18 protein-coding genes and 1 riboswitch are annotated in these 19745 nt (G+C 70.5%); of the genes, 16 read left to right on the top strand and 2 right to left on the bottom strand.

Going from position 1 to position 19745, the window contains the following annotated elements; genetic code table 11:
* The first annotated feature begins 209 nt into the window (after positions 1-209).
* The 13 genes from hpnC (at position 210) to OG698_RS11455 (ending at position 13972) form a co-directional block, all read left to right on the top strand.
* Positions 210-1115 (top strand): squalene synthase HpnC, encoded by a 906-nt coding sequence (gene hpnC, locus OG698_RS11515; protein WP_406110971.1) that lies wholly within the window; start codon positions 210-212, stop codon positions 1113-1115.
* Positions 1112-2062: a presqualene diphosphate synthase HpnD gene (hpnD, locus tag OG698_RS11510; protein WP_100591694.1), complete on the top strand. Its 951-nt coding sequence runs from the start codon at positions 1112-1114 to the stop codon at positions 2060-2062. The genes hpnC and hpnD overlap by 4 nt, the downstream gene beginning before the upstream one ends.
* Positions 2062-2211, top strand: a complete 150-nt coding sequence (locus tag OG698_RS11505) for a DUF6380 family protein (RefSeq protein WP_406103001.1) — start codon at positions 2062-2064, stop codon at positions 2209-2211. The genes hpnD and OG698_RS11505 overlap by 1 nt, the downstream gene beginning before the upstream one ends.
* Complete coding sequence (gene hpnE, locus OG698_RS11500; RefSeq protein WP_406103000.1) at positions 2208-3623, top strand: hydroxysqualene dehydroxylase HpnE; 1416 nt, start codon at positions 2208-2210, stop codon at positions 3621-3623. Before OG698_RS11505 ends, hpnE begins: the two co-directional genes overlap by 4 nt.
* Positions 3620-4750 (top strand): polyprenyl synthetase family protein, encoded by a 1131-nt coding sequence (locus OG698_RS11495; protein ID WP_406102999.1) that lies wholly within the window; start codon positions 3620-3622, stop codon positions 4748-4750. The genes hpnE and OG698_RS11495 overlap by 4 nt, the downstream gene beginning before the upstream one ends.
* A gap of 104 nt (positions 4751-4854) precedes the next feature.
* The gene (gene shc, locus OG698_RS11490; RefSeq protein WP_406102998.1) at positions 4855-6864 is read left to right on the top strand and encodes a squalene--hopene cyclase; all 2010 of its coding nucleotides are present in this window, start codon (positions 4855-4857) and stop codon (positions 6862-6864) included.
* Positions 6864-7523, top strand: coding sequence for a 1-hydroxy-2-methyl-2-butenyl 4-diphosphate reductase (locus tag OG698_RS11485; protein ID WP_399968262.1), 660 nt, complete (start codon positions 6864-6866; stop codon positions 7521-7523). Before shc ends, OG698_RS11485 begins: the two co-directional genes overlap by 1 nt.
* 5 nt (positions 7524-7528) lie before the next feature.
* Positions 7529-8551 (top strand): adenosyl-hopene transferase HpnH, encoded by a 1023-nt coding sequence (gene hpnH, locus OG698_RS11480; protein ID WP_116507572.1) that lies wholly within the window; start codon positions 7529-7531, stop codon positions 8549-8551.
* Between the two features lie 7 nt (positions 8552-8558).
* Positions 8559-9725 carry a flavodoxin-dependent (E)-4-hydroxy-3-methylbut-2-enyl-diphosphate synthase gene (ispG, locus tag OG698_RS11475; RefSeq protein WP_100591700.1) on the top strand — a complete coding sequence of 389 codons (1167 nt, stop codon included), beginning with the start codon at positions 8559-8561 and terminating at the stop codon, positions 9723-9725.
* Positions 9726-9750: 25 nt separating this feature from the next.
* On the top strand, positions 9751-11664 hold the full coding sequence (gene dxs, locus OG698_RS11470; protein WP_406102997.1) for a 1-deoxy-D-xylulose-5-phosphate synthase: 1914 nt from the start codon (positions 9751-9753) through the stop codon (positions 11662-11664).
* Positions 11661-13046: an aspartate aminotransferase family protein gene (locus OG698_RS11465; RefSeq protein ID WP_406102996.1), complete on the top strand. Its 1386-nt coding sequence runs from the start codon at positions 11661-11663 to the stop codon at positions 13044-13046. Before dxs ends, OG698_RS11465 begins: the two co-directional genes overlap by 4 nt.
* A 114-nt stretch (positions 13047-13160) precedes the next feature.
* Complete coding sequence (locus OG698_RS11460; RefSeq protein WP_406102995.1) at positions 13161-13802, top strand: helix-turn-helix domain-containing protein; 642 nt, start codon at positions 13161-13163, stop codon at positions 13800-13802.
* The gene (locus tag OG698_RS11455) at positions 13799-13972 is read left to right on the top strand and encodes a DUF6126 family protein (protein WP_406102994.1); all 174 of its coding nucleotides are present in this window, start codon (positions 13799-13801) and stop codon (positions 13970-13972) included. The genes OG698_RS11460 and OG698_RS11455 overlap by 4 nt, the downstream gene beginning before the upstream one ends.
* A 30-nt stretch (positions 13973-14002) precedes the next feature.
* Here OG698_RS11455 and OG698_RS11450 read toward each other — a convergent pair whose 3' ends face one another.
* Positions 14003-14800, bottom strand: coding sequence for a tyrosine-protein phosphatase (locus tag OG698_RS11450; RefSeq protein WP_399968276.1), 798 nt, complete (start codon positions 14798-14800; stop codon positions 14003-14005).
* 408 nt (positions 14801-15208) lie between these two features.
* Positions 15209-15391: riboswitch (cyclic di-AMP (ydaO/yuaA leader) on the top strand.
* Between the two features lie 2 nt (positions 15392-15393).
* Between OG698_RS11450 and OG698_RS11445 the strand changes: the two genes are divergently transcribed.
* Positions 15394-16209, top strand: a complete 816-nt coding sequence (locus tag OG698_RS11445) for a LysM peptidoglycan-binding domain-containing M23 family metallopeptidase (protein ID WP_406102993.1) — start codon at positions 15394-15396, stop codon at positions 16207-16209.
* A 229-nt stretch (positions 16210-16438) separates the two neighbouring features.
* Complete coding sequence (locus OG698_RS11440; RefSeq protein WP_406102992.1) at positions 16439-17230, top strand: SGNH/GDSL hydrolase family protein; 792 nt, start codon at positions 16439-16441, stop codon at positions 17228-17230.
* A 107-nt stretch (positions 17231-17337) separates the two neighbouring features.
* Here the strand turns inward: OG698_RS11440 and OG698_RS11435 are convergent, their stop codons facing one another.
* Complete coding sequence (locus tag OG698_RS11435; protein ID WP_406102991.1) at positions 17338-17973, bottom strand: TetR/AcrR family transcriptional regulator; 636 nt, start codon at positions 17971-17973, stop codon at positions 17338-17340.
* Between the two features lie 192 nt (positions 17974-18165).
* On the opposite strand from OG698_RS11435, the gene OG698_RS11430 reads away from it, so the two are divergent.
* Positions 18166-19734: an APC family permease gene (locus OG698_RS11430; protein WP_406102990.1), complete on the top strand. Its 1569-nt coding sequence runs from the start codon at positions 18166-18168 to the stop codon at positions 19732-19734.
* Positions 19735-19745 lie beyond the last annotated feature (11 nt).

Raw genomic sequence — 19745 nt, 5'->3', positions numbered from 1 at the left:
TAAGCTGTACCGGTGCCGATTCGCGGCAAAGGGGCGATAATGCGCGACATCCTGACTCGGGGGTCGGTCTGCCGCGCGTAAGGCTGGGCGGCGTGTCCGAAATGGGATGTTTTGGGTCGGCAGTGTAGAACGGGAGATGTGACGGCAATGGCTATGGAAACTCTCCAGCTCCACGATGCTCTCGCCGTCCTAGTACCGGGCAGCGCGTGGTGACGGGATCATCGGGAGCGCCCGCCGGGTCCCCGGCTGGGGCGACACTCGACAAGGCCGCCGACGAGAATTTTCCGGTGGCCCCCTTCTTCCTGCCCCGGGACTGGCGCGACGACCTCATGGCGGTCTACGGCTTCGCCCGCCTCGTCGACGACATCGGTGACGGCGACCTCGCTCCCGGCGGCGCCGACGCCCGCCTCCTGGGCGTGTCACCCGAACGGGTCGATGACGACCGACTGGCTTTGCTCGACGCCTTCGAGGCCGACCTTCACCGGGTGTTCGATTCCACCCCCCGGCACCCCCTCCTGCGCGGCCTGCAGCCCACCGTGCACCGCCGCGGCCTCACCCCCGAACCCTTCCTCGGCCTCATCGAGGCCAACCGCCAGGACCAGCTGGTCACGCGCTACGAGACGTACGACGACCTGCTGGCCTACTGCGAGCTCTCCGCCAACCCGGTCGGCCGCCTCGTCCTCGCGATCACCGGAACCGCGACCCCCGAGCGCATCCGCCTCTCGGATTCCGTGTGCACCGGCCTGCAGATCGTCGAACACCTTCAGGACGTCGGCGAGGACCTACGGCAGGGGCGGATCTATCTGCCCGCCGAGGACATGAAACAGTTCCACGTCCAGGAGTCCGATCTCGCCGCACCTACGGCGGGCGCGTCGGTGCGCGCCCTGGTCGCGTTCGAGGCCGAACGCGCCCTCGGTCTCCTGAATGAAGGCACCCCCCTCGTGGGTAGCGTCCACGGCAGGCTGAAGCTGCTGCTTGCCGGGTTCGTGGCAGGGGGGAAGGCGGCGGTCACCGCGATCGCCGCCGTTTCGTACGACGTACTTCCTGGACCGCCCAAGCCCACCAAGCTCCGGTTGCTGCGTGAGGTGGGAGCGACTCTGCGAGGAGAGGGGTGAGCCGGACCGTGGAGTCAGACCAGCACGTGTCGGCAGCGGTACTCGCCGCATACAGCTACTGCGAGACCGTGACCGGACAGCAGGCACGCAACTTCGCCTACGGCATCAGGCTGCTGCCGACGGCCAAGCGGCGGGCCATGTCGGCGGTGTACGCGTTCTCGCGCCGTGTCGACGACATCGGCGACGGAGGGCTGCCGCCGGACGTCAAGGCCGACCGGCTCGACGAGACCCGGGCACTGCTCGCCCGGGTCCGTGACGGCGATGTGGCGGAGGACGACACCGACCCGGTGGGCGTCGCCCTCGCGCATGCCGCGCACCGGTTCCCGATCCCGCTCGGCGGCCTCGACGAACTCATCGACGGTGTCCTGATGGACCTGCGCGGCGAGACGTACGAGACCTGGGACGACCTCAAGGTCTACTGCCGCTGCGTCGCCGGCGCCATCGGCCGGGTCTCGCTCGGCATCTTCGGCACCGAGCCGGGCGCGCGCGGCGCCGAGCGTGCCTCCGAGTACGCGGACACGCTCGGGCTCGCGCTCCAGCTCACGAACATCCTGCGCGACGTGCGGGAGGACGCGGCGGACGGCCGCACCTACCTGCCGGCCGACGACCTCGCCAAGTTCGGCTGCTCGGCCGGCTTCGACGCCCCGACACCCCCGGCGGGCTCGGACTTCGCGGGTCTCGTGCACTTCGAGGTGCGCCGCGCCCGCGCCCTGTTCGCCGAGGGATACCGGCTGCTTCCGCTTCTCGACCGGCGCAGCGGCGCCTGCGTCGCCGCCATGGCCGGCATCTACCGGCGCCTGCTCGACCGCATCGAGCGCGAGCCCGAGGCCGTCCTGCGCGGCCGCGTCTCGCTCCCCGGGCGCGAGAAGGCCTACGTCGCCGTGCGCGGCCTGTCCGGACTCGACGCCCGCAGCGTCTCCCGGCAGTCCCTCAGGAGGCGTGTCTGATGAGCACGTCCGACAGAGCGGTCCGCACCGAAGGGAAACGGCGGGCAACCCTCCACGCCGACGCGGCGTCCATGACTTCAGCGGCCTGCCGTGCATCTTTCAACCATCGCGCGCACACTGACGGAACGGCCGAAGGGGAGGGCGCATGAGAGACGGGAACATGCGGCCCGACGGGCCGGGCGCGAACACCGCCGGCGGCACCGGGCGGCAGACCGCGGTCGTGGTCGGCGGAGGTCTCGCCGGGTCCACGGCCGCCCTCGCGCTCGCCGACGCGGGCCTCGACGTCACCCTGCTCGAAGGACGCCCGAGACTGGGCGGCCTCGCGTTCTCCTTCAAGCGCGGTGACCTCACCATCGACAACGGCCAGCACGTGTACCTGCGCTGCTGCACCGCCTACCGCTGGTTCCTCGACCGCATCGACGGCACGGCCCTGTCGCCCCTGCAGGAACGTCTCGACGTACCCGTGCTCGACGCCGACAGGAACCGGCTCGGCAGACTGCGCCGCACCGCGCTGCCCGTGCCGCTGCATCTCGCCGCGAGCCTCGCCACGTATCCGCATCTCTCGCTCGCCGAGCGCGCCAACGTAGGGCGTGCCGCGCTGGCCCTCAAGGGGCTCGACCTGGGCGATCCGGCCCTGGACGAACGGGACTTCGGCAGCTGGCTGGCCGAGCACGGCCAGTCGCGGCGCGCCATCGAGGCCCTCTGGGACCTGGTGGGCGTCGCCACCCTGAACGCCGTCGCCGGCGAGTCCTCGCTCGGGCTCGCCGCCATGGTGTTCAAGACGGGGCTGCTGTCCGAACCGGGCGCGGCCGACATCGGCTGGGCGCGCGTCCCCCTCGGTGAACTCCACGACACTCTCGCCCGCAAGGCGCTCGACTCCGCGGGTGTACGCACCGAACTCCGTACACGCGTCACCTCCATCTCCCGTACCGAGAACGGACGTTGGAGCGTGGAGGTTCCCGGGGAGCGGATCGCGGCGGACACCGTCGTCCTCGCCGTGCCCCAGCGCGAGACGTACGACCTGCTGCCCGACGGCGCGCTCGACGACGCCGAGCGGCTGCTCGCCATCGGGACCGCGCCGATCCTCAACCTGCACGTCGTCTACGACCGCAAGGTCCTCAAGCGGCCCTTCTTCACTGCGCTCGGCTCGCCCGTGCAGTGGGTCTTCGACCGCACGGAGGCCTCCGGACTCACCGAGGGGCAGTACCTCGCCGTGTCCCAGTCCGCCGCGCAGGACGAGATCGACGAGCCCGTCGCCGTGCTCCGCGAGCGCTACCTGCCCGAGTTCGAGCGGCTGCTGCCCGCCGCGCGGGGCGCGAAGGTACTCGACTTCTTCGTCACCCGGGAGCGCACGGCGACCTTCGCGCCGGCCCCCGGCGTCGGCGCGCTGCGGCCCACGGCCCGCACCAACGCCCCCGGCCTGTACCTGGCCGGCGCGTGGACCGCCACCGGGTGGCCCGCGACCATGGAAAGCGCGGTACGCAGCGGTGTCAGCGCCGCCGATGCCGCTCTCGCCGCACTCGACCGCCCACGCGGTCATCTGTTCCGGGAGGCGGCATGAAGCTCGATCTCCAGGGGGCGGACCATCCGGCCCCCGGTGACGCAACAAAAGGAGACCCTGTGCCCGCTGTGCCCTCGGCCGAACCGGCTGCCGACGCGGTGGACGTGACCGCGCTGCTCGAGCGCGGCCGGACCCTGGCCACCCCGGTGCTGCGGGCCGCCGTGGACCGCCTCGCACACCCGATGGACACCGTCGCCGCCTATCACTTCGGCTGGATCGACGCGCAGGGCAACCCGGCCGACGGCGACGGCGGCAAGGCCGTACGCCCGGCGCTCGCCGTGCTGTCCGCCCAGGTCCCGGGCGCGGCACCCGAGGTGGGCGTGCCCGGCGCGGTCGCCGTCGAGCTGGTGCACAACTTCTCGCTCCTGCACGACGACCTGATGGACGGCGACGAACAGCGCCGCCACCGGGACACCGTCTGGAAGGTGCACGGCCCGGCGCAGGCCATCCTCGTCGGCGACGCCCTCTTCGCCCTCGCCAACGAGGTGCTCCTCGAACTCGGCACCGTCGAGGCCGGCCGTGCCACGCGCCGCCTGACCTCCGCCTCGCGCGCCCTCATCGACGGGCAGGCGCAGGACATCAGCTACGAGCACCGCGAGCGGGTCACCGTCGAGGAGTGCCTGGAGATGGAGGGCAACAAGACCGGCGCCCTGCTGGCCTGCGCCTCCTCCATCGGCGCCGTGCTCGGCGGCGCCGACGACCGGACCGCGGACCAGCTGGAGAAGTACGGCTACCACCTCGGTCTCGCCTTCCAGGCCGTCGACGACCTGCTCGGCATCTGGGGCGACCCGGAGGCCACCGGCAAGCAGACCTGGAGCGATCTGCGCCAGCGCAAGAAGTCACTGCCCGTCGTCGCCGCGCTCGCCGCGGGCGGCCCCGCGTCCGAGCGGCTCGGTGAACTCCTCGCCGCCGACGCCAAGAGCAGCGACTTCGACACCTTCTCCGAGGAGGAGTTCGCGGCCCGCGCCGCCCTCATCGAGGAGGCCGGCGGCCGCGACTGGACCGCCGAAGAGGCGCGCCGGCAGTACGCCGTCGCCATCGAGGCCCTGGACTCCGTCCAGATGCAGGACCAGGTGCGGGCGCAGTTCGTCGCGCTCGCGGACTTCGTCGTCGTACGAAAGAGATGATCACTATCGGCCGCATATGACTCGCAGTCGCCGGCCGGTGTCCATCCAGGGCATCGGCCGACGGCGGACCCAGCAGAGATCGAGCACTGCACGAAGGGGAAGCCATGACAGCGACGACCGACGGAAGCAGCGGAGCGGCAGCTCCCGGCGCGACCTCGGCCACCACTGCCCTATTGACCGACACGAGCCCCGGGGCGGCCGGGACGCACGCCGCCGCCACCCGTTCCGTCCAGCGCGCCACGGACTTCCTGCTCGCCCGGCAGGACGCTCAGGGCTGGTGGAAGGGGGACCTCGACACGAACGTCACGATGGACGCCGAGGACCTGCTGCTGCGCCAGTTCCTCGGGATCGGGGACGAGGCGACCACCCGCGCCGCCGGGCTCTTCATCCGCGGTGAACAGCGCGACGACGGCGCGTGGGCCACGTTCTACGGCGGCCCGGGCGAACTCTCCACCACCATCGAGGCGTACGTAGCCCTGCGCCTGGCCGGGGACGCCCCCGACGAGCCGCACATGGCGAAGGCCTCCGCCTGGGTCCGGGAGCGGGGCGGGATCGCCGCGAGCCGCGTCTTCACCCGCATCTGGCTGGCCCTGTTCGGCTGGTGGAAGTGGGACGACCTGCCCGAACTGCCCCCGGAAATCATCTACTTCCCGAAGTGGATGCCGCTCAACATCTACGACTTCGGCTGCTGGGCCCGTCAGACCATCGTGCCGCTCACGGTCGTCTCCGCGAAGCGCCCGGTACGGCCCGCGCCCTTCCCGCTCGACGAGCTCCACGCCGACGTGCGGAACCCCAACCCGGCCAAGCCCCTTGCCCCCGTGGCGAGTTGGGACGGTGCCTTCGAGCGGCTCGACAAGGCGATGCACCTGTACCGCAGGGTCGCGCCGCGCAGGCTGCGCAAGGCGGCCATGAACTCCGCCGCACGCTGGATCATCGAGCGCCAGGAGAACGACGGCTGCTGGGGCGGCATCCAGCCCCCGGCGGTGTACTCCGTCATCGCCCTCCACCTGCTCGGCTACGACCTCGAACACCCCGTGATGAAGGCGGGGTTGGAGTCCCTCGACCGGTTCGCCGTGTGGCGCGAGGACGGGGCCCGGATGATCGAGGCCTGCCAGTCGCCCGTATGGGACACCTGTCTCGCCGTCATCGCCCTCGCCGACGCCGGCCTGCCCGCCGACCACCCCCGGCTCGTCAAGGCCGCCGACTGGATGCTCCAGGAACAGATCGACCGGCCCGGCGACTGGTCCGTCCGCAGGCCCCAACTAGCCTCCGGCGGCTGGGCGTTCGAGTTCCACAACGACAACTACCCCGACATCGACGACACCGCCGAGGTCGTCCTCGCGCTGCGCCGCGTCCGGCACCCGGACAGGCCGCGCATGGAGAAGGCCATCGAGCGGGGCGTGCGCTGGAACCTCGGCATGCAGTCGAAGAACGGCGCCTGGGCCGCCTTCGACGTCGACAACACCAGCCCGTTCCCGAACCGGCTTCCGTTCTGCGACTTCGGCGAGGTCATCGACCCCCCGTCCGCGGACGTCACCGGGCACGTGGTGGAGATGCTCGCCGTCGAGGGCATGTCGCACGACCCGCGCACCCGGCGCGGCATCGAGTGGCTGCTCGCCGAACAGGAGCCGAACGGCGCCTGGTTCGGCCGCTGGGGCGTCAACTACGTATACGGAACAGGGTCGGTGCTGCCCGCCCTGACCGCCGCCGGGCTGCCCCCCTCGCACCCCGCCGTCCGCCGCGCCGTCGCCTGGCTCGAATCCGTCCAGAACGACGACGGCGGCTGGGGCGAGGACCTGCGCTCCTACCGCTACGAGGACTGGAAGGGCCACGGCGTCTCGACCGCCTCGCAGACCGGCTGGGCGCTGATGGCGCTCCTGTCGGCGGGGGAGCGGGACTCCAAGGCCGTCGAGCGAGGAGTCGCCTGGCTGACCGAGACCCAGCTGGAGGACGGCACCTGGGACGAGCCGTACTTCACCGGCACCGGCTTCCCGTGGGACTTCTCGATCAACTACCACCTCTATCGCCACGTCTTCCCGCTCACGGCACTGGGCCGGTACGTCCACGGGGAGCCGTTCGCCGATCAGGCGGCCTTGACGGGCAAGGGGAACTGATGACCGGATCACCGGCGGCCCCGCGCCCGCCGGACGCCGCCCCGCTGCTGGTCGCCTGCGCGCTCGGCATCGAGTACTTCGCCCTGCGCACCGGCGCCCGCACCGGAGCACCGGCCCACCTCACCGTGCTGCGCACCGGCATGGGACCCAGGGCGGCCGAGCGGTCCGTGGCCGAGGCCCTCGAGGACCCCGCCCTGCACGACGCGGCCGTCGTCGCGACCGGCTTCTGCGCCGGCCTCGCCCCCGGCATGCACCCGGGCGACCTGGTCGTCGCCGAGGAGACCCGCGACCCGTACGGCTCTACGCCGTGCACCGGCACGGAACTCCTCGTCAAGGAGCTGGTCAGGGCGGTACCGGGACGGACCGTGCACACCGGTCCGCTCACCGGCTCCGACCATGTCGTGCGCGGCCACGAGCGTGGCGACCTGCTCGCCACGGGCGCGGTCGCCGTGGACATGGAGTCGGCGGCCACGCTGCGCACGGTGGCCGCGCGGGGCCCGCGCCCGGTTGCGGCCGTACGGGTGGTCGTGGACGCTCCAGAACATGAACTCGTCCGTATCGGCACGGTACGCGGTGGAATATCGGCCTTCCGCGTTCTTCGTGCCGTGCTTCCCGCATTTTTCGAATGGCACCGTTCTTTGCTGCTCCCCCGGAGGTGAGCCAGATGGCCATGCCGCTTCGTCAGTCCATCAAGGTCGCGACGTACCTCTTTGAACAGAAGGTTCGCAAGCGCGACAAGTTCCCGCTCATTGTCGAACTGGAGCCGCTGTACGCCTGCAACCTCAAGTGCGAGGGCTGCGGAAAGATCCAGCATCCCGCCGGAGTGCTCAAGCAGCGGATGCCCGTGGCGCAGGCCGTGGGCGCCGTCCTGGAGTCCGGTGCGCCGATGGTGTCCATCGCCGGCGGTGAGCCGCTCATGCACCCGCATATCGACGAGATCGTCCGGCAGCTGGTGGCGAAGAAGAAGTACGTCTTCCTCTGCACGAACGCACTGCTCATGCGCAAGAAGATGGACAAGTTCACGCCCTCGCCGTACTTCGCCTTCACGGTGCACATCGACGGGATGCGTGAGCGCCACGACGAGTCCGTCGCCAAGGAAGGCGTCTTCGACGAGGCGGTGGAGGCGATCAAGGAGGCCAAGAAGCGGGGCTTCCGCGTCACCACGAACTCCACCTTCTTCAACACGGACACCCCGCAGAACATCATCGAGGTCCTGAACTACCTCAACGACGACCTCGAGGTCGACGAGATGATGCTCTCGCCCGCCTACGCCTACGAGAAGGCGCCCGACCAGGAGCACTTCCTGGGCGTGGAGCAGACCCGCGAGCTCTTCAAGAAGGCTTTCGCGGGCGGCAACAGGCGCCGTTGGCGACTCAACCACTCGCCGCTGTTCCTCGACTTCCTCGAGGGCAAGGTCGACTTCCCGTGCACGGCGTGGGCGATCCCGAACTACTCGCTCTTCGGCTGGCAGAAGCCCTGCTACCTGATGGCGGACGGGTACGTGACCACGTACAAGGACCTCATCGAGAAGACCGACTGGGACGCCTACGGGCGTGGCAAGGACGAGCGCTGCAACAACTGCATGGCGCACTGCGGCTACGAGCCGACGGCCGTCCTCGCCACGATGGGCTCGCTCAAGGAGTCCATCCGCGCCGCCCGCGAGACCGTCTCCGGAAACCGCGGGTGACACGGACATGACCTCAGGAGAGCCCGTCTCACTGGGGCTCCCTTCGCTGCCGGTCCGACCGATCGCCGACCGCAGAACGAGTCGGCAGATCCACGTCGGGCCGGTGGCAGTGGGGGGCGGAGCGCCGGTGTCCGTGCAGTCGATGACGACGACACGGACCTCGGACATCGGGGCCACGCTGCAGCAGATCGCCGAACTGACGGCGTCCGGCTGCCAGATCGTGCGGGTGGCGTGCCCCACGCAGGACGACGCCGACGCGCTCGCGACCATCGCGAGGAAGTCGCAGATCCCCGTCATCGCGGACATCCACTTCCAGCCGAAGTACGTCTTCGCCGCCATCGAGGCGGGCTGCGCGGCGGTCCGGGTGAACCCGGGCAACATCAAGCAGTTCGACGACAAGGTCAAGGAGATCGCGCAGGCGGCCAAGGACCACGGCACCCCCATCCGTATCGGGGTCAACGCCGGTTCCCTGGACGCCCGGCTGCTGAAGAAGTACGGAAAGGCGACGCCCGAGGCGCTCGTCGAGTCGGCGCTGTGGGAGGCGTCCCTCTTCGAGGAGCACGGGTTCAGCGACATCAAGATCTCGGTCAAGCACAACGACCCGGTCGTGATGGTGAACGCCTACCGCCAGCTCGCCGCGGCCAGTGACTATCCGCTGCACCTCGGCGTGACCGAGGCGGGTCCGGCCTTCCAGGGCACCATCAAGTCGGCTGTCGCCTTCGGGGCGCTGCTGAGTGAGGGGATCGGCGACACGATCCGCGTCTCGCTGTCCGCGCCGCCGGTCGAGGAGATCAAGGTCGGCATCCAGATCCTGGAGTCGCTGGGGCTGCGCGAGCGGCGCCTGGAGATCGTGTCGTGCCCGTCGTGCGGGCGGGCGCAGGTCGACGTCTACAAGCTGGCCGACGAGGTCTCCGCGGGCCTCGACGGGATGGAGGTGCCCCTTCGGGTCGCCGTCATGGGGTGTGTGGTGAACGGTCCCGGCGAGGCGCGCGAGGCGGATCTCGGCGTCGCGTCGGGCAACGGCAAGGGCCAGATCTTCGTGAAGGGCGAGGTCATCAAGACCGTCCCCGAGTCGAAGATCGTCGAGACCCTCATCGAAGAGGCGATGAAGATCGCCGAGCAGATGACGGACGCCGGGGTGGCCTCGGGCGCTCCCGACGTCACCGTGAGCTGAGGACAACCGGAGAGGGGGCCCGAGCGTGACAATTCTGGAAAGCATCCGGGGGCCGCGCGATCTGAAGGCGTTGAGCGAGGAACAGCTCGGCGAACTGGCCGCGGAGATCAGGGAGTTCCTGATCCACGCGGTCGCGAGGACCGGCGGCCACCTGGGACCCAACCTCGGGGTGGTGGAGCTCTCGATGGCCCTGCACCGGGTCTTCGAGTCGCCGGTCGACCGGATCCTGTGGGACACCGGCCACCAGAGCTACGTACACAAGATGTTGACGGGTCGTCAGGACTTCTCGAAGCTGCGGGGGAAGGGGGGCCTGTCCGGCTACCCCTCGCGCGAGGAGTCCGAGCACGACGTCATCGAGAACAGCCACGCGTCCACCGCGCTCGGCTGGGCGGACGGCCTCGCCAAGGCGAACCAGGTCCTGGGCGAGCGGGGCCACGTCGTCGCAGTCATAGGAGACGGGGCGCTCACCGGCGGCATGGCCTGGGAGGCGCTCAACAACATCGCGGCCGCCAAGGACCGCCCGCTGATCATCGTCGTCAACGACAACGAACGGTCGTACGCCCCGACGATCGGCGGACTCGCCAACCACCTGGCGGCCCTGCGCACCACCGACAGCTACGAGAAGGTCCTGGCCTGGGGCAAGGACGTACTCCTGCGCACCCCGGTCATCGGACCGACCGTGTACGAGTCCCTGCACGGCGCCAAGAAGGGGTTCAAGGACGCCTTCGCACCCCAGGGCATGTTCGAGGACCTGGGGCTCAAGTACGTGGGGCCCATCGACGGGCACGACCTCGGCGCGGTCGAGTCCGCGCTGCGACGGGCGAAACGGTTCCACGGGCCCGTGCTCGTGCACTGCCTCACCGAGAAGGGCCGCGGCTACGAGCCCGCCCTCGCGGACGAGGCCGACCGGTTCCACACCGTCGGAGTGATGGACCCGCTCACCTGCGAGCCGCTCGCTCCGCCCAACGGCCCTTCCTGGACCTCGGTGTTCGGCGACGAGATCGCCCGCATCGGACGGGAGCGCGACGACGTCGTGGCGATCACCGCGGCGATGCTGCACCCGGTCGGACTCACCAAGTTCGCCGAGGAGTTCCCGGGCCGGGTGTGGGACGTGGGGATCGCCGAGCAGCACGCGGCGGTCTCGGCGGCCGGACTCGCGACGGGGGGCCTCCACCCGGTCGTCGCCGTCTACGCCACTTTCCTCAACCGCGCCTTCGACCAGCTCCTCATGGATGTGGCGCTGCACAACTGCGGCGTGACCTTCGTCCTCGACCGGGCGGGCGTGACCGGCGTCGACGGCGCCTCGCACAACGGCATGTGGGACATGTCCGTCCTCCAGGTCGTACCGGGCCTGCGCATCGCCGCACCCCGCGACGCCGAGCAACTGCGGGCCCAGCTCCGCGAAGCCGTCACCGTGGACGACGCCCCGACACTGATCCGCTTCCCGAAGGAGTCCGTCGGCCCCGAGATCCCGGCGGTCGACCGGATCGGCGGCCTCGACGTACTGCACCGGGCCGACGACCCCGACGTGCTCCTCGTCTCCGTCGGCGTGATGGCGCCGGTGTGCCTCCAGGTCGCGGATCTCCTGGCAGCGCGCGGCATCAACTGCACGGTCGTGGACCCGCGTTGGGTCAAACCCGTCGACCCGGACCTCGCGCCGCTCGCCGCACGGCACCGGCTCGTCGCCGTCGTCGAGGACAACAGCAAGGCGGCCGGCGTCGGCTCCGCCGTGGCGCTCGCGCTCGGCGAGGCCGAAGTCGACGTACCCGTACGGCGGTTCGGGATCCCCGACCAGTTCCTCGCGCACGCCAAGCGCGGTGAAGTGCTCGCGGACATCGGGCTCACGCCCGTCGAGATCGCCGGGCGGATCGGCACCAGCATGGCCCGCAGGGCCGAGACGGCGGCCCTCGTGGCCGGCAAGGAGAGCGACAACGTATGAGCAAGGAGTTCGATCTCGCCAGACTCCTGGCCGACCGCGGCGCCGAGCGCTACGAGCTGCACGCCAAGTACCTCAACCACCAGCTCCCGCGCATGCTGCACACCATCGGCTTCGACAAGGTCTACGAGCGGGCGGAAGGCGCCTACTTCTGGGACGAGGACGGCAACGACTACCTGGACATGCTCGCCGGGTTCGGTGTGATGGGCCTCGGCCGGCACCACCCCGTCGTCCGTAAGGCGCTGCACGACGTCCTCGACGCCTCGCTCGCCGACCTCACCCGCTTCGACTGCCAGCCGCTGCCGGGCCTGCTCGCCGAACGGCTCCTCGCGCACAGCCCGCACCTGGACCGGGTCTTCTTCGGCAACAGCGGCACGGAGGCCGTCGAGACGGCGCTGAAGTTCGCCCGGTACGCCACGGGCAGGCCCAGGGTCCTGTACTGCGGGCACGCCTTCCACGGGCTGACCACCGGGTCTCTGTCCGTGAACGGCGAGTCCGGATTCCGGGACGGCTTCGCGCCGCTCCTGCCGGACACCGCCGTGCCGCTCGGCGACCTCGACGCCCTGCGCGCGGAGCTCGCGAAGGGCGACGTGGCCGGGCTGATCGTCGAGCCCATCCAGGGCAAGGGCGTCCACGGGACGCCGCCCGGCTATCTGCGCGCCGCCCAGGAGATGCTCCACCAGCACAAGGCTCTGCTCATCGCGGACGAGGTACAGACAGGGCTCGGCAGGACGGGCGACTTCTACGCCTACCAGCACGACGAGGGCGTCGAACCCGACCTCGTATGCGTGGCGAAGGCGCTCTCCGGCGGCTATGTGCCCGTCGGCGCGACGCTCGGCAAGGACTGGATCTTCAAGAAGGTCTACTCGTCCATGGACCGGGTCCTCGTGCACTCGGCCAGCTTCGGCTCGAACGCGCAGGCCATGGCCGCGGGCCTTGCCGTGCTCTCCGTGATGGAGAACGAGGAGGTCGTCGCGAACGCCCGGGCGACCGGTGAGCTCCTGACGTCCCGGCTCGCCGCCCTCGTCGACCGCTACGAGCTGCTGAGCGACGTACGCGGCCGCGGCCTGATGATCGGCATCGAGTTCGGGCGGCCGAAGTCGCTGAAGCTGCGCAGCCGCTGGACGATACTCCAGGCCGCGCGCAAGGGCCTCTTCGCGCAGATGGTCGTCGTGCCGCTGCTCCAGAAGCACCGGATCCTCACGCAGGTCTCCGGCGACCATCTGGAGGTCATCAAGCTGATCCCGCCGCTGATCATCGGGGAGCACGAGGTGGACCGCTTCGTCGAGGCGTTCACCGCCGTCATGGACGACGCGCATTCGGGCGGCGGGCTGATGTGGGACTTCGGCAAGACGCTGGTGAAGCAGGCGGTGGCCAACCGCTGACCGCTTCGTGGGGGCACCTCTCGGTTTCGTAGGGGTGCCCCCAGAAGAAGGACGCTGTTTGCCTATGGGGCAAGAAATTTGCCTCAGAGGTACGGCTCTGGCTCAATCGACGGTATGAGCCCTGCCCCTCCGGAGCCGGCTCCGGAACCCACGGAGCTGCCCGCCGTCGCCCCGCAGCTGCGCGAACTACGGCGCCGCGCCGCCCTGACCCTGGAGGCCGCGGCCCGTGCCGCCGGGCTCTCGCCCGCGCACCTCTCCCGCCTGGAGACGGGCCGCCGTCAGCCCTCGCTCCCGATGCTGCTCGCCCTCGCCCGCACCTACGGTACGACGGTCTCCGAACTCCTGGGCGAGACGCCCGCCGACAGGGACGCGGTCGTGCGCTCCGCAGACATGGAGGCCACCGAGGCGGGCGGCTGGATCTACCGGCAGGCGGGCGCCCCGGGGCGCGGCATGCAGGCGCTGCGCGTCCATGTGCCGTTCGGCGCCCAGGGCGACATCGTGCGCGTCCACCCCGGTGAGGAGTGGCTGTACGTCCTCGAAGGGCGGCTGCGGCTGCGGCTCGGGGACACCGCGTACGCGCTCGCGCCGGGGGACAGCGCGCACTTCGACTCGCTCACCCCGCACCGGATCGCCGCCGCCGACCGCGACGGCGCCGAGCTCCTCTTCGTACACACCCTGCTGCAGAGCCCGTCCGCCGCGCTGTGCCTCGGCCCGGCGGCGGGCGGCGGCGAACAGCCCCAGGGAGGCCCTCGATGAGCGCAGAGACCGACGACGTGACCGAGCCCGAGCGGCAGCCCGCCCGGCGTGACATCGAGGACAAGCTCCCGCGCGGCATCTGGGTGCGCCTGCTTGTCTACGTCTTCGCCGGGCACCTCGTCGCGGGCTTCATCTATCTGCTGTTCACGCTGGGGGCGTCACGCGGGTGACGCCCCTCACTCGGCTTGCCGGTCCCGGTCTCAGTCGAGAAGGCGCTCGCGCAGCCGCTCGCGCTGGGCGGGGGACAGCTTGAGGCCCTCCTCCAGGTAGCGGTCGGTGGAACCCCACGTCTCCGCGACCGTCTCGAAGGCGGCGGCCAGGTATGTGGCGCGAGCGTCGAACAGGGGGCTCAGCAGCTCCATGACCTCGGGGGACATCGCGTCCTTCGAGGCGCTGCTGCGGTGCACCTTGTAGCGGCGGTGTGCCGCGTTCGACTCCAGGTAGTCCGCCTCGATGGCGTCGCGCTCCACACCCACGGCCAGGAGCGTGACCGCTATCGAGAGGCCCGCGCGGTCCTTGCCGGCCGCGCAGTGCATGAGCGCGGGCACGCTGTCCTCGGCGAGGGAGTGCAGCACCTGGCTGTGCTCGGCGGTGCGCTCCGCGATGATCGTCCGGTACGACGTGATCATGCGGTTCGCGGCCTGGCCCTCGGAGAGGGCGGCGCGCAGCTCGTCGAGATTGCCGTCGCGCACCATCTGCCAGAACTCGGCGCCGTCCGCGGGGTCGGTCAGCGGCAGGTTCACGTTCCGCACGCCGGGCAGCGTGACGTCAGGGCCTTCGAGGCGCTGGTCGGCGGCGTTGCGGAAGTCGAAGATCGTGTGCAGCCCGAGCGAGGAGAGGAACGCGGCGTCCTCATCCGTGGCGTGCGCGAGGTGACCGCTCCGGAACAGCACGCCCTGCCTGACCCGACGGCCGTCCACGGTCGGGAGGCCACCCACATCGCGGAAGTTGCGCACTCCGGCCAACTCGGGCTCGGTGGACGGGACCTGCTGCGTCACGGGGGCTCCTCCCGGTCGGCCGCGGCGCTGCTCGCCTGCGGGCGACTTCGACGATACGACATGGCTGCCAGGGGCAACCATGCGAGAGGAGGCTGGTGATTTCATGCCAAATGCCCGAAATAAGCCTGAAGGTAGGCAATCGCGCCTTACGGAATAACTAACCCTGAAATGAGGCCATATGGTGGCCGATGGGTGAGCAGGGTCATAGCGGTGACCGTCCGTGGCGGCGGGGCGGAATGAATTCCCAGCAGGTATCGCAGTTGCAAAGATCGTGAATCGACGGAGCGTGACCGCCTTTTCCGAAAAGGATCATTCAAGGATCAAGAACCGGAATGGCCAGGGGAATTCGCGGCTTGTCCCCGCGCTCCCCGCTCGCTTACGTTCAGCGCAATCCGGACGGACCGCCTAATCCTGCCGCCGCCCGGAATCCGCACATCGATCCGTGCTCGGCAGGAGCGGGGGACCCAGGTGGACCGCCGTTTCCGGAACACCGGAAACGGCTCGGGGTGAAGCCGTGCCCGAAAGGGGCGCGGCCGGGCAGCTCCAGCCCGAACCCGACAGCTCACCTCGCAGGCGACGGAGAGGAAATTCCCATGCCCGCGAAGGGTAAGCACCGCCGTCCCAAGTCCCAGGGCTTCGCACGCACGATCGTCGTTGCCGGAGTGGGCGGCGCCGCGCTCGCGCTGCCGCTGGTGGGTGCCGCCGGCGCCCACGCCGCGACCCCCGCGGCCGCCCACTCGGTCGTCAAGGCCGCGGCCGCTCCCGCCGCTGCCAAGACCTACGTCGTCAAGGGCGGGGACACCCTTTCGAAGATCGCCGACGCGCAGCACGTCAGCGGCGGCTGGAAGAAGCTCTACTCCGACAACCGCTCGGCCGTCGGCAGCGACCCGTCCCTGATCCGCCCGGGCCTGAAGCTGACGATCGGCCAGAAGGCCGCGGCCCCCGCCGCGAAGTCCTCTGCCACCGCCACGCAGGCTTCCGCGCCCAAGGCCGCTACCGGCTCCGGCTATGTGCTGCCCGTCCAGAGCGCCTCCGTGGGCACGGCGTACAAGACCGCGGGCAGCATGTGGTCCAGCGGCTACCACACCGGTGTCGACTTCGTGGTCCCGACGGGCACCCCGCTCAAGGCCATAGCCGCGGGCACCGTCGTGTCGGCCGGTCTTGACGGCGCGTACGGCAACGAGGTCGTCATCCAGCACGCCGACGGCAAGTACTCGCAGTACGCCCACATGTCGTCCCTGTCCGTCTCGTCCGGGCAGACCGTGACCGGGGGCCAGCAGATCGGCCTCTCCGGCGCGACCGGCAACGTCACGGGACCGCACCTGCACTTCGAGATCCGCACCACCCCGAGCTACGGCTCGGACGTGGATCCGATCGCGTACCTCCGTGCGCACGGGGTCTCGCTCTGACTCCGACGATGTGACGTCGCTCCGACCCTGACGGTGTGACGTGAAGGTGTCTCGTCGAGACGTGAGGTGAAGGGCGGGTCCGGTTCCGGGCCCGCCCCTTCGTCGTGCCCTCCGCCGTGTCCCGTCGTATTCCTGAAATCGCGAAACTGACCGGGTGGGCTATATCACCACCCGTCAACCCCTTCCTACGGTCGCGTAGGTCACATCGCAGGGTGAAAGATGTGTGGTCGTGGCAAACGAATCGAGATCACTCAGCGGCGGCACGATTCGGTCCTACGCGGCGGTGGGGGACAGCTTCACCGAAGGCGTCGGGGACCCCGGTCCGGACGGGGCCTTCGTGGGCTGGGCCGACCGTCTCGCCGTCCTCCTGGACGACCGGACCCCCGAGCACTCCTTCCGGTACGCGAACCTCGCCGTGCGCGGCAAGCTCCTCGACCAGATCGTGGAGGACCAGCTCCCGCGCGCCGTCGAACTCGCCCCGGACCTGGTGACCTTCGCCGCCGGCGGCAACGACATCATCCGTCCCGGCACCGACCCCGACGACGTCGCACAGCGCTTCGAGAAGGCCGTGGCCCGGCTGACCTCCGCCGTCGGCACGGTCATGGTGACCACCGGCTTCGACACCCGGGACGTCCCGGTCCTCAAGCATCTGCGCGGCAAGATAGCGACGTACAACGGGCATGTGCGCGCGGTCGCCGACCGCTACGGCTGCCCGGTGCTCGACCTGTGGTCCCTCAAGACCGTTCAGGACCGCCGTGCCTGGGACGGCGACCGGCTGCACCTCTCGCCCGAGGGCCACACGCGGGTCGCGCTGCGGGCGGGGCAGGCGCTCGGCGTCGAGGTGCCGGCGGACCCGGACCAGCCGTGGCCGGCGCAGCCGCCGCGCGGCACGCTGGAGGTCCGGCGCGACGACATCCACTGGGCGCGGGAGTTCCTGGTGCCGTGGATCGGCCGACGGCTGCGGGGCGAGTCGTCCGGGGATCATGTGGCGGCGAAGCGGCCGGACTTGCTGCCGCTCTGACGGGAACGGCGCGCGTTATGGGGGAGCTTGCCCTTGGGGGCGGCTCCCCCGCGCCATTTCTCCGGGGGCCACCCGGGGCTCCCTGGGAGCCCGACGTCGCACCGCCGTCAGTTCGACGTCGTAGCCGTCGTCGTCGCCGTCAGGTGCGCCCGCTCGAGTCCCAGCTCGCGGGCCAGTGCGTCGTCCACCCACTCCTGCATGCGGGTCCGCGAAACCGTCCCCGTGTACGCGGTCATCTGGACCGCGAGCCCGTCGAGGAGCGCCGTCAGGCGCAGCGCGGAGCCCGCCGGGTCCGGGCAGCGGAACTCGCCCGCCGCCACGCCTTCCGCGACGACCTCGGTGAGCGCCGCCTTCCACTGCTTGTCCAGGTCGCGGGTGACCTCCCGCAGCGCGGGCTCGCGCAGCGCCGCGGACCAGCCCTCGATCCACAGCCGCCACCCCTTGGCCTGCCCGGTCGGCGCGTACCAGCGCACGGCCGAGCGCAGCCGGCGCAGCGCCGTCGTGCGCTTGCCGAGCAGCTTGCGCAGATGCGCCAGGTCGCCCTCGGCGGCGTGCGCGAACGCGGCCGCGACGAGCTTTTCCTTCGTCGAGAAGTGGTACAGAACCAGCGCGTTGCTCACCCCGAGCGCTGCGGCGACGTCGGCGATGCGCACGGCTGCCACGCCCCGCGCCTCGATCTGTTCGATGGCGGCCCGCAGCAACTCTTCGCGCCGCTCGGCCACGCTCAACCGCACTCTTGCCACGCGGTAACCCTACACACGGGCACCGGAGTCGGGTGCCGGGCGGCGAACCCGGTGCGAACGCCTCGTGCGCGACTCTTGACAGTGCCCAGTGGTGCCCGTCACAGTCTCGCTTACTGACTGGCCGTTCAGTCAATAGGCCGTCTCAAGAACAACTGTCACGCCCGTGCCCAGCCGTGCAGCAGGAGTTTCCCCGTGACCCAAGCGCCGCCGATACCGCCGACCGAGCCGTCCGCCACGGGCGCGCCAGACCTGCCTGACCTGTCAGCGGGGTGGGGTGAACAGCGCTCCAGGCTCAAGAAGGACCTGCGCAGGCTGGACGTGCTGTTCTTCCTGATCTGCACCCTGGTCGGCCTCGACACGATCGGCTCCGTGGCCGCGCAGGGTCCCCAGGGCCTGACCTGGATGGCGATCCTCGCCCTCGCGTTCTTCCTCCCGTACGGGCTGCTCGTGGCCGAACTCGGCTCGGCCTTCCCCGTGCAGGGCGGCCCCTACGTGTGGACGCGCCTGGCGTTCGGGCGGCTCGTCGCCGGTGTGAATCAGCTCCTGTACTGGATCTCCAACCCCGTCTGGGTGGGCGGCAGTCTGTGCATCATCGCGCTCACCACGTGGGAGGAGTTCTTCACCCCGCTGCCGGGATTCTGGAAGTACGCGGCCGGCCTCGTCTTCATCTGGGGCGGCGCGCTGGCCGTCGTGCAGTCCGTGCGGATCGGCAAGTGGGTGCCCATCGCGGGCGCCGTCGCCCGGATCGTGCTCCTCGGGTTCTTCCTGATCTCCGTGGTGGTGTTCGCCGTCCAGCACGGAGTGCACGCGCTGCCCGCGGGCGAGTTCGTCCCGACGTACGCCGGTTTCGTGGCGCTGGTCCCGGTCCTGATCTTCAACTACGTCGGCTTTGAACTGCCCAGCTCCGCGGCCGAGGAGATGACGAACCCGCGGCGCGACATCCCCCTGTCGATCCTGCGCTCCGGCTTCGCGGCCGTCCTCCTCTACGGCGGCCCGATCCTCGGCATCCTCTTCGTGCTGCCCAGCCAGGAGATCGGCAGCCTCGGCGGATTCATCGACGCATGCAAGGCCGTGTTCACGGTCTACGGCGGTTCGATCGCGGCCGACGGCACGGTCACGCTCACGGGCCTCGGCTCCGTATTCGGCGGGGTCGCCGCGGCGGGCCTGATCATCGGCCTGCTCACGTCGGGCGTCACCTGGGCCATGGGCGCCCACCGCGCGCAGGCCGTCGCCTGTGCGGACGGTGCGGGTCCGGCGTGGCTCGGCCGCATCTCCGAGAAGCACGGGACGCCGGTGCGGGTGAACCTGCTCTCCGCGGTGCTCGGCTCGATCCTCTTCGTGGTCGCCCTCAACCTCACGGGCGGCAACGGCGAGAAGTACTTCGCGGCGGGCCTCGGCCTGACGATCTGCACCACCTTCATCTCGTACGTCATCACGTTCCCCAGCCTCGCCGTGCTGCGCCGCAAGTACCCGGACACGCCACGCCCGTACGCCGTCCCGGGCGGTCGCGTGGGCGCGTGGGTCGTGAGCGTCCTCGCCACCGGGTTCGTGGCGTTCACCGTGATCGTGCTGATCTGGCCGGGCTTCGGGGTCGGCTGGTTCGGCTCGGCGGGCAGCGCGGCGGACTCACTCCCGGAGTCGTTCGCCGGTCAGCGCGCCCAGTACACACTGAGCCAGGTGGTGCCCCTGGTGCTCTTCGTCGGCATCGGGCTCGTCTTCTACGCGATGGGGGCGAGGACGCGCCGGCGCGTGGGGGAGTAGCCGCTCACGCC

Origin of the sequence: Streptomyces sp. NBC_01003 (assembly GCF_045162695.1) — a bacterium.
Taxonomy (GTDB): Bacteria; Actinomycetota; Actinomycetes; order Streptomycetales; family Streptomycetaceae; genus Streptomyces.
Note: the sequence above shows the minus strand (reverse complement) of the source record. Positions and strands in the feature narration are given on the sequence as shown.

Coding starts and splice junctions, on each gene's coding strand:
- hpnE (WP_406103000.1), top strand. CDS start 2,208: ATGAGAGACGGGAACATGCGGCCCGACGGGCCGGGCGCGAACACCGCC.
- OG698_RS11495 (WP_406102999.1), top strand. CDS start 3,620: ATGAAGCTCGATCTCCAGGGGGCGGACCATCCGGCCCCCGGTGACGCA.
- OG698_RS11485 (WP_399968262.1), top strand. CDS start 6,864: ATGACCGGATCACCGGCGGCCCCGCGCCCGCCGGACGCCGCCCCGCTG.
- shc (WP_406102998.1), top strand. CDS start 4,855: ATGACAGCGACGACCGACGGAAGCAGCGGAGCGGCAGCTCCCGGCGCG.
- OG698_RS11505 (WP_406103001.1), top strand. CDS start 2,062: ATGAGCACGTCCGACAGAGCGGTCCGCACCGAAGGGAAACGGCGGGCA.
- OG698_RS11465 (WP_406102996.1), top strand. CDS start 11,661: ATGAGCAAGGAGTTCGATCTCGCCAGACTCCTGGCCGACCGCGGCGCC.
- ispG (WP_100591700.1), top strand. CDS start 8,559: ATGACCTCAGGAGAGCCCGTCTCACTGGGGCTCCCTTCGCTGCCGGTC.
- OG698_RS11445 (WP_406102993.1), top strand. CDS start 15,394: ATGCCCGCGAAGGGTAAGCACCGCCGTCCCAAGTCCCAGGGCTTCGCA.
- OG698_RS11460 (WP_406102995.1), top strand. CDS start 13,161: ATGAGCCCTGCCCCTCCGGAGCCGGCTCCGGAACCCACGGAGCTGCCC.
- OG698_RS11455 (WP_406102994.1), top strand. CDS start 13,799: ATGAGCGCAGAGACCGACGACGTGACCGAGCCCGAGCGGCAGCCCGCC.
- hpnH (WP_116507572.1), top strand. CDS start 7,529: ATGGCCATGCCGCTTCGTCAGTCCATCAAGGTCGCGACGTACCTCTTT.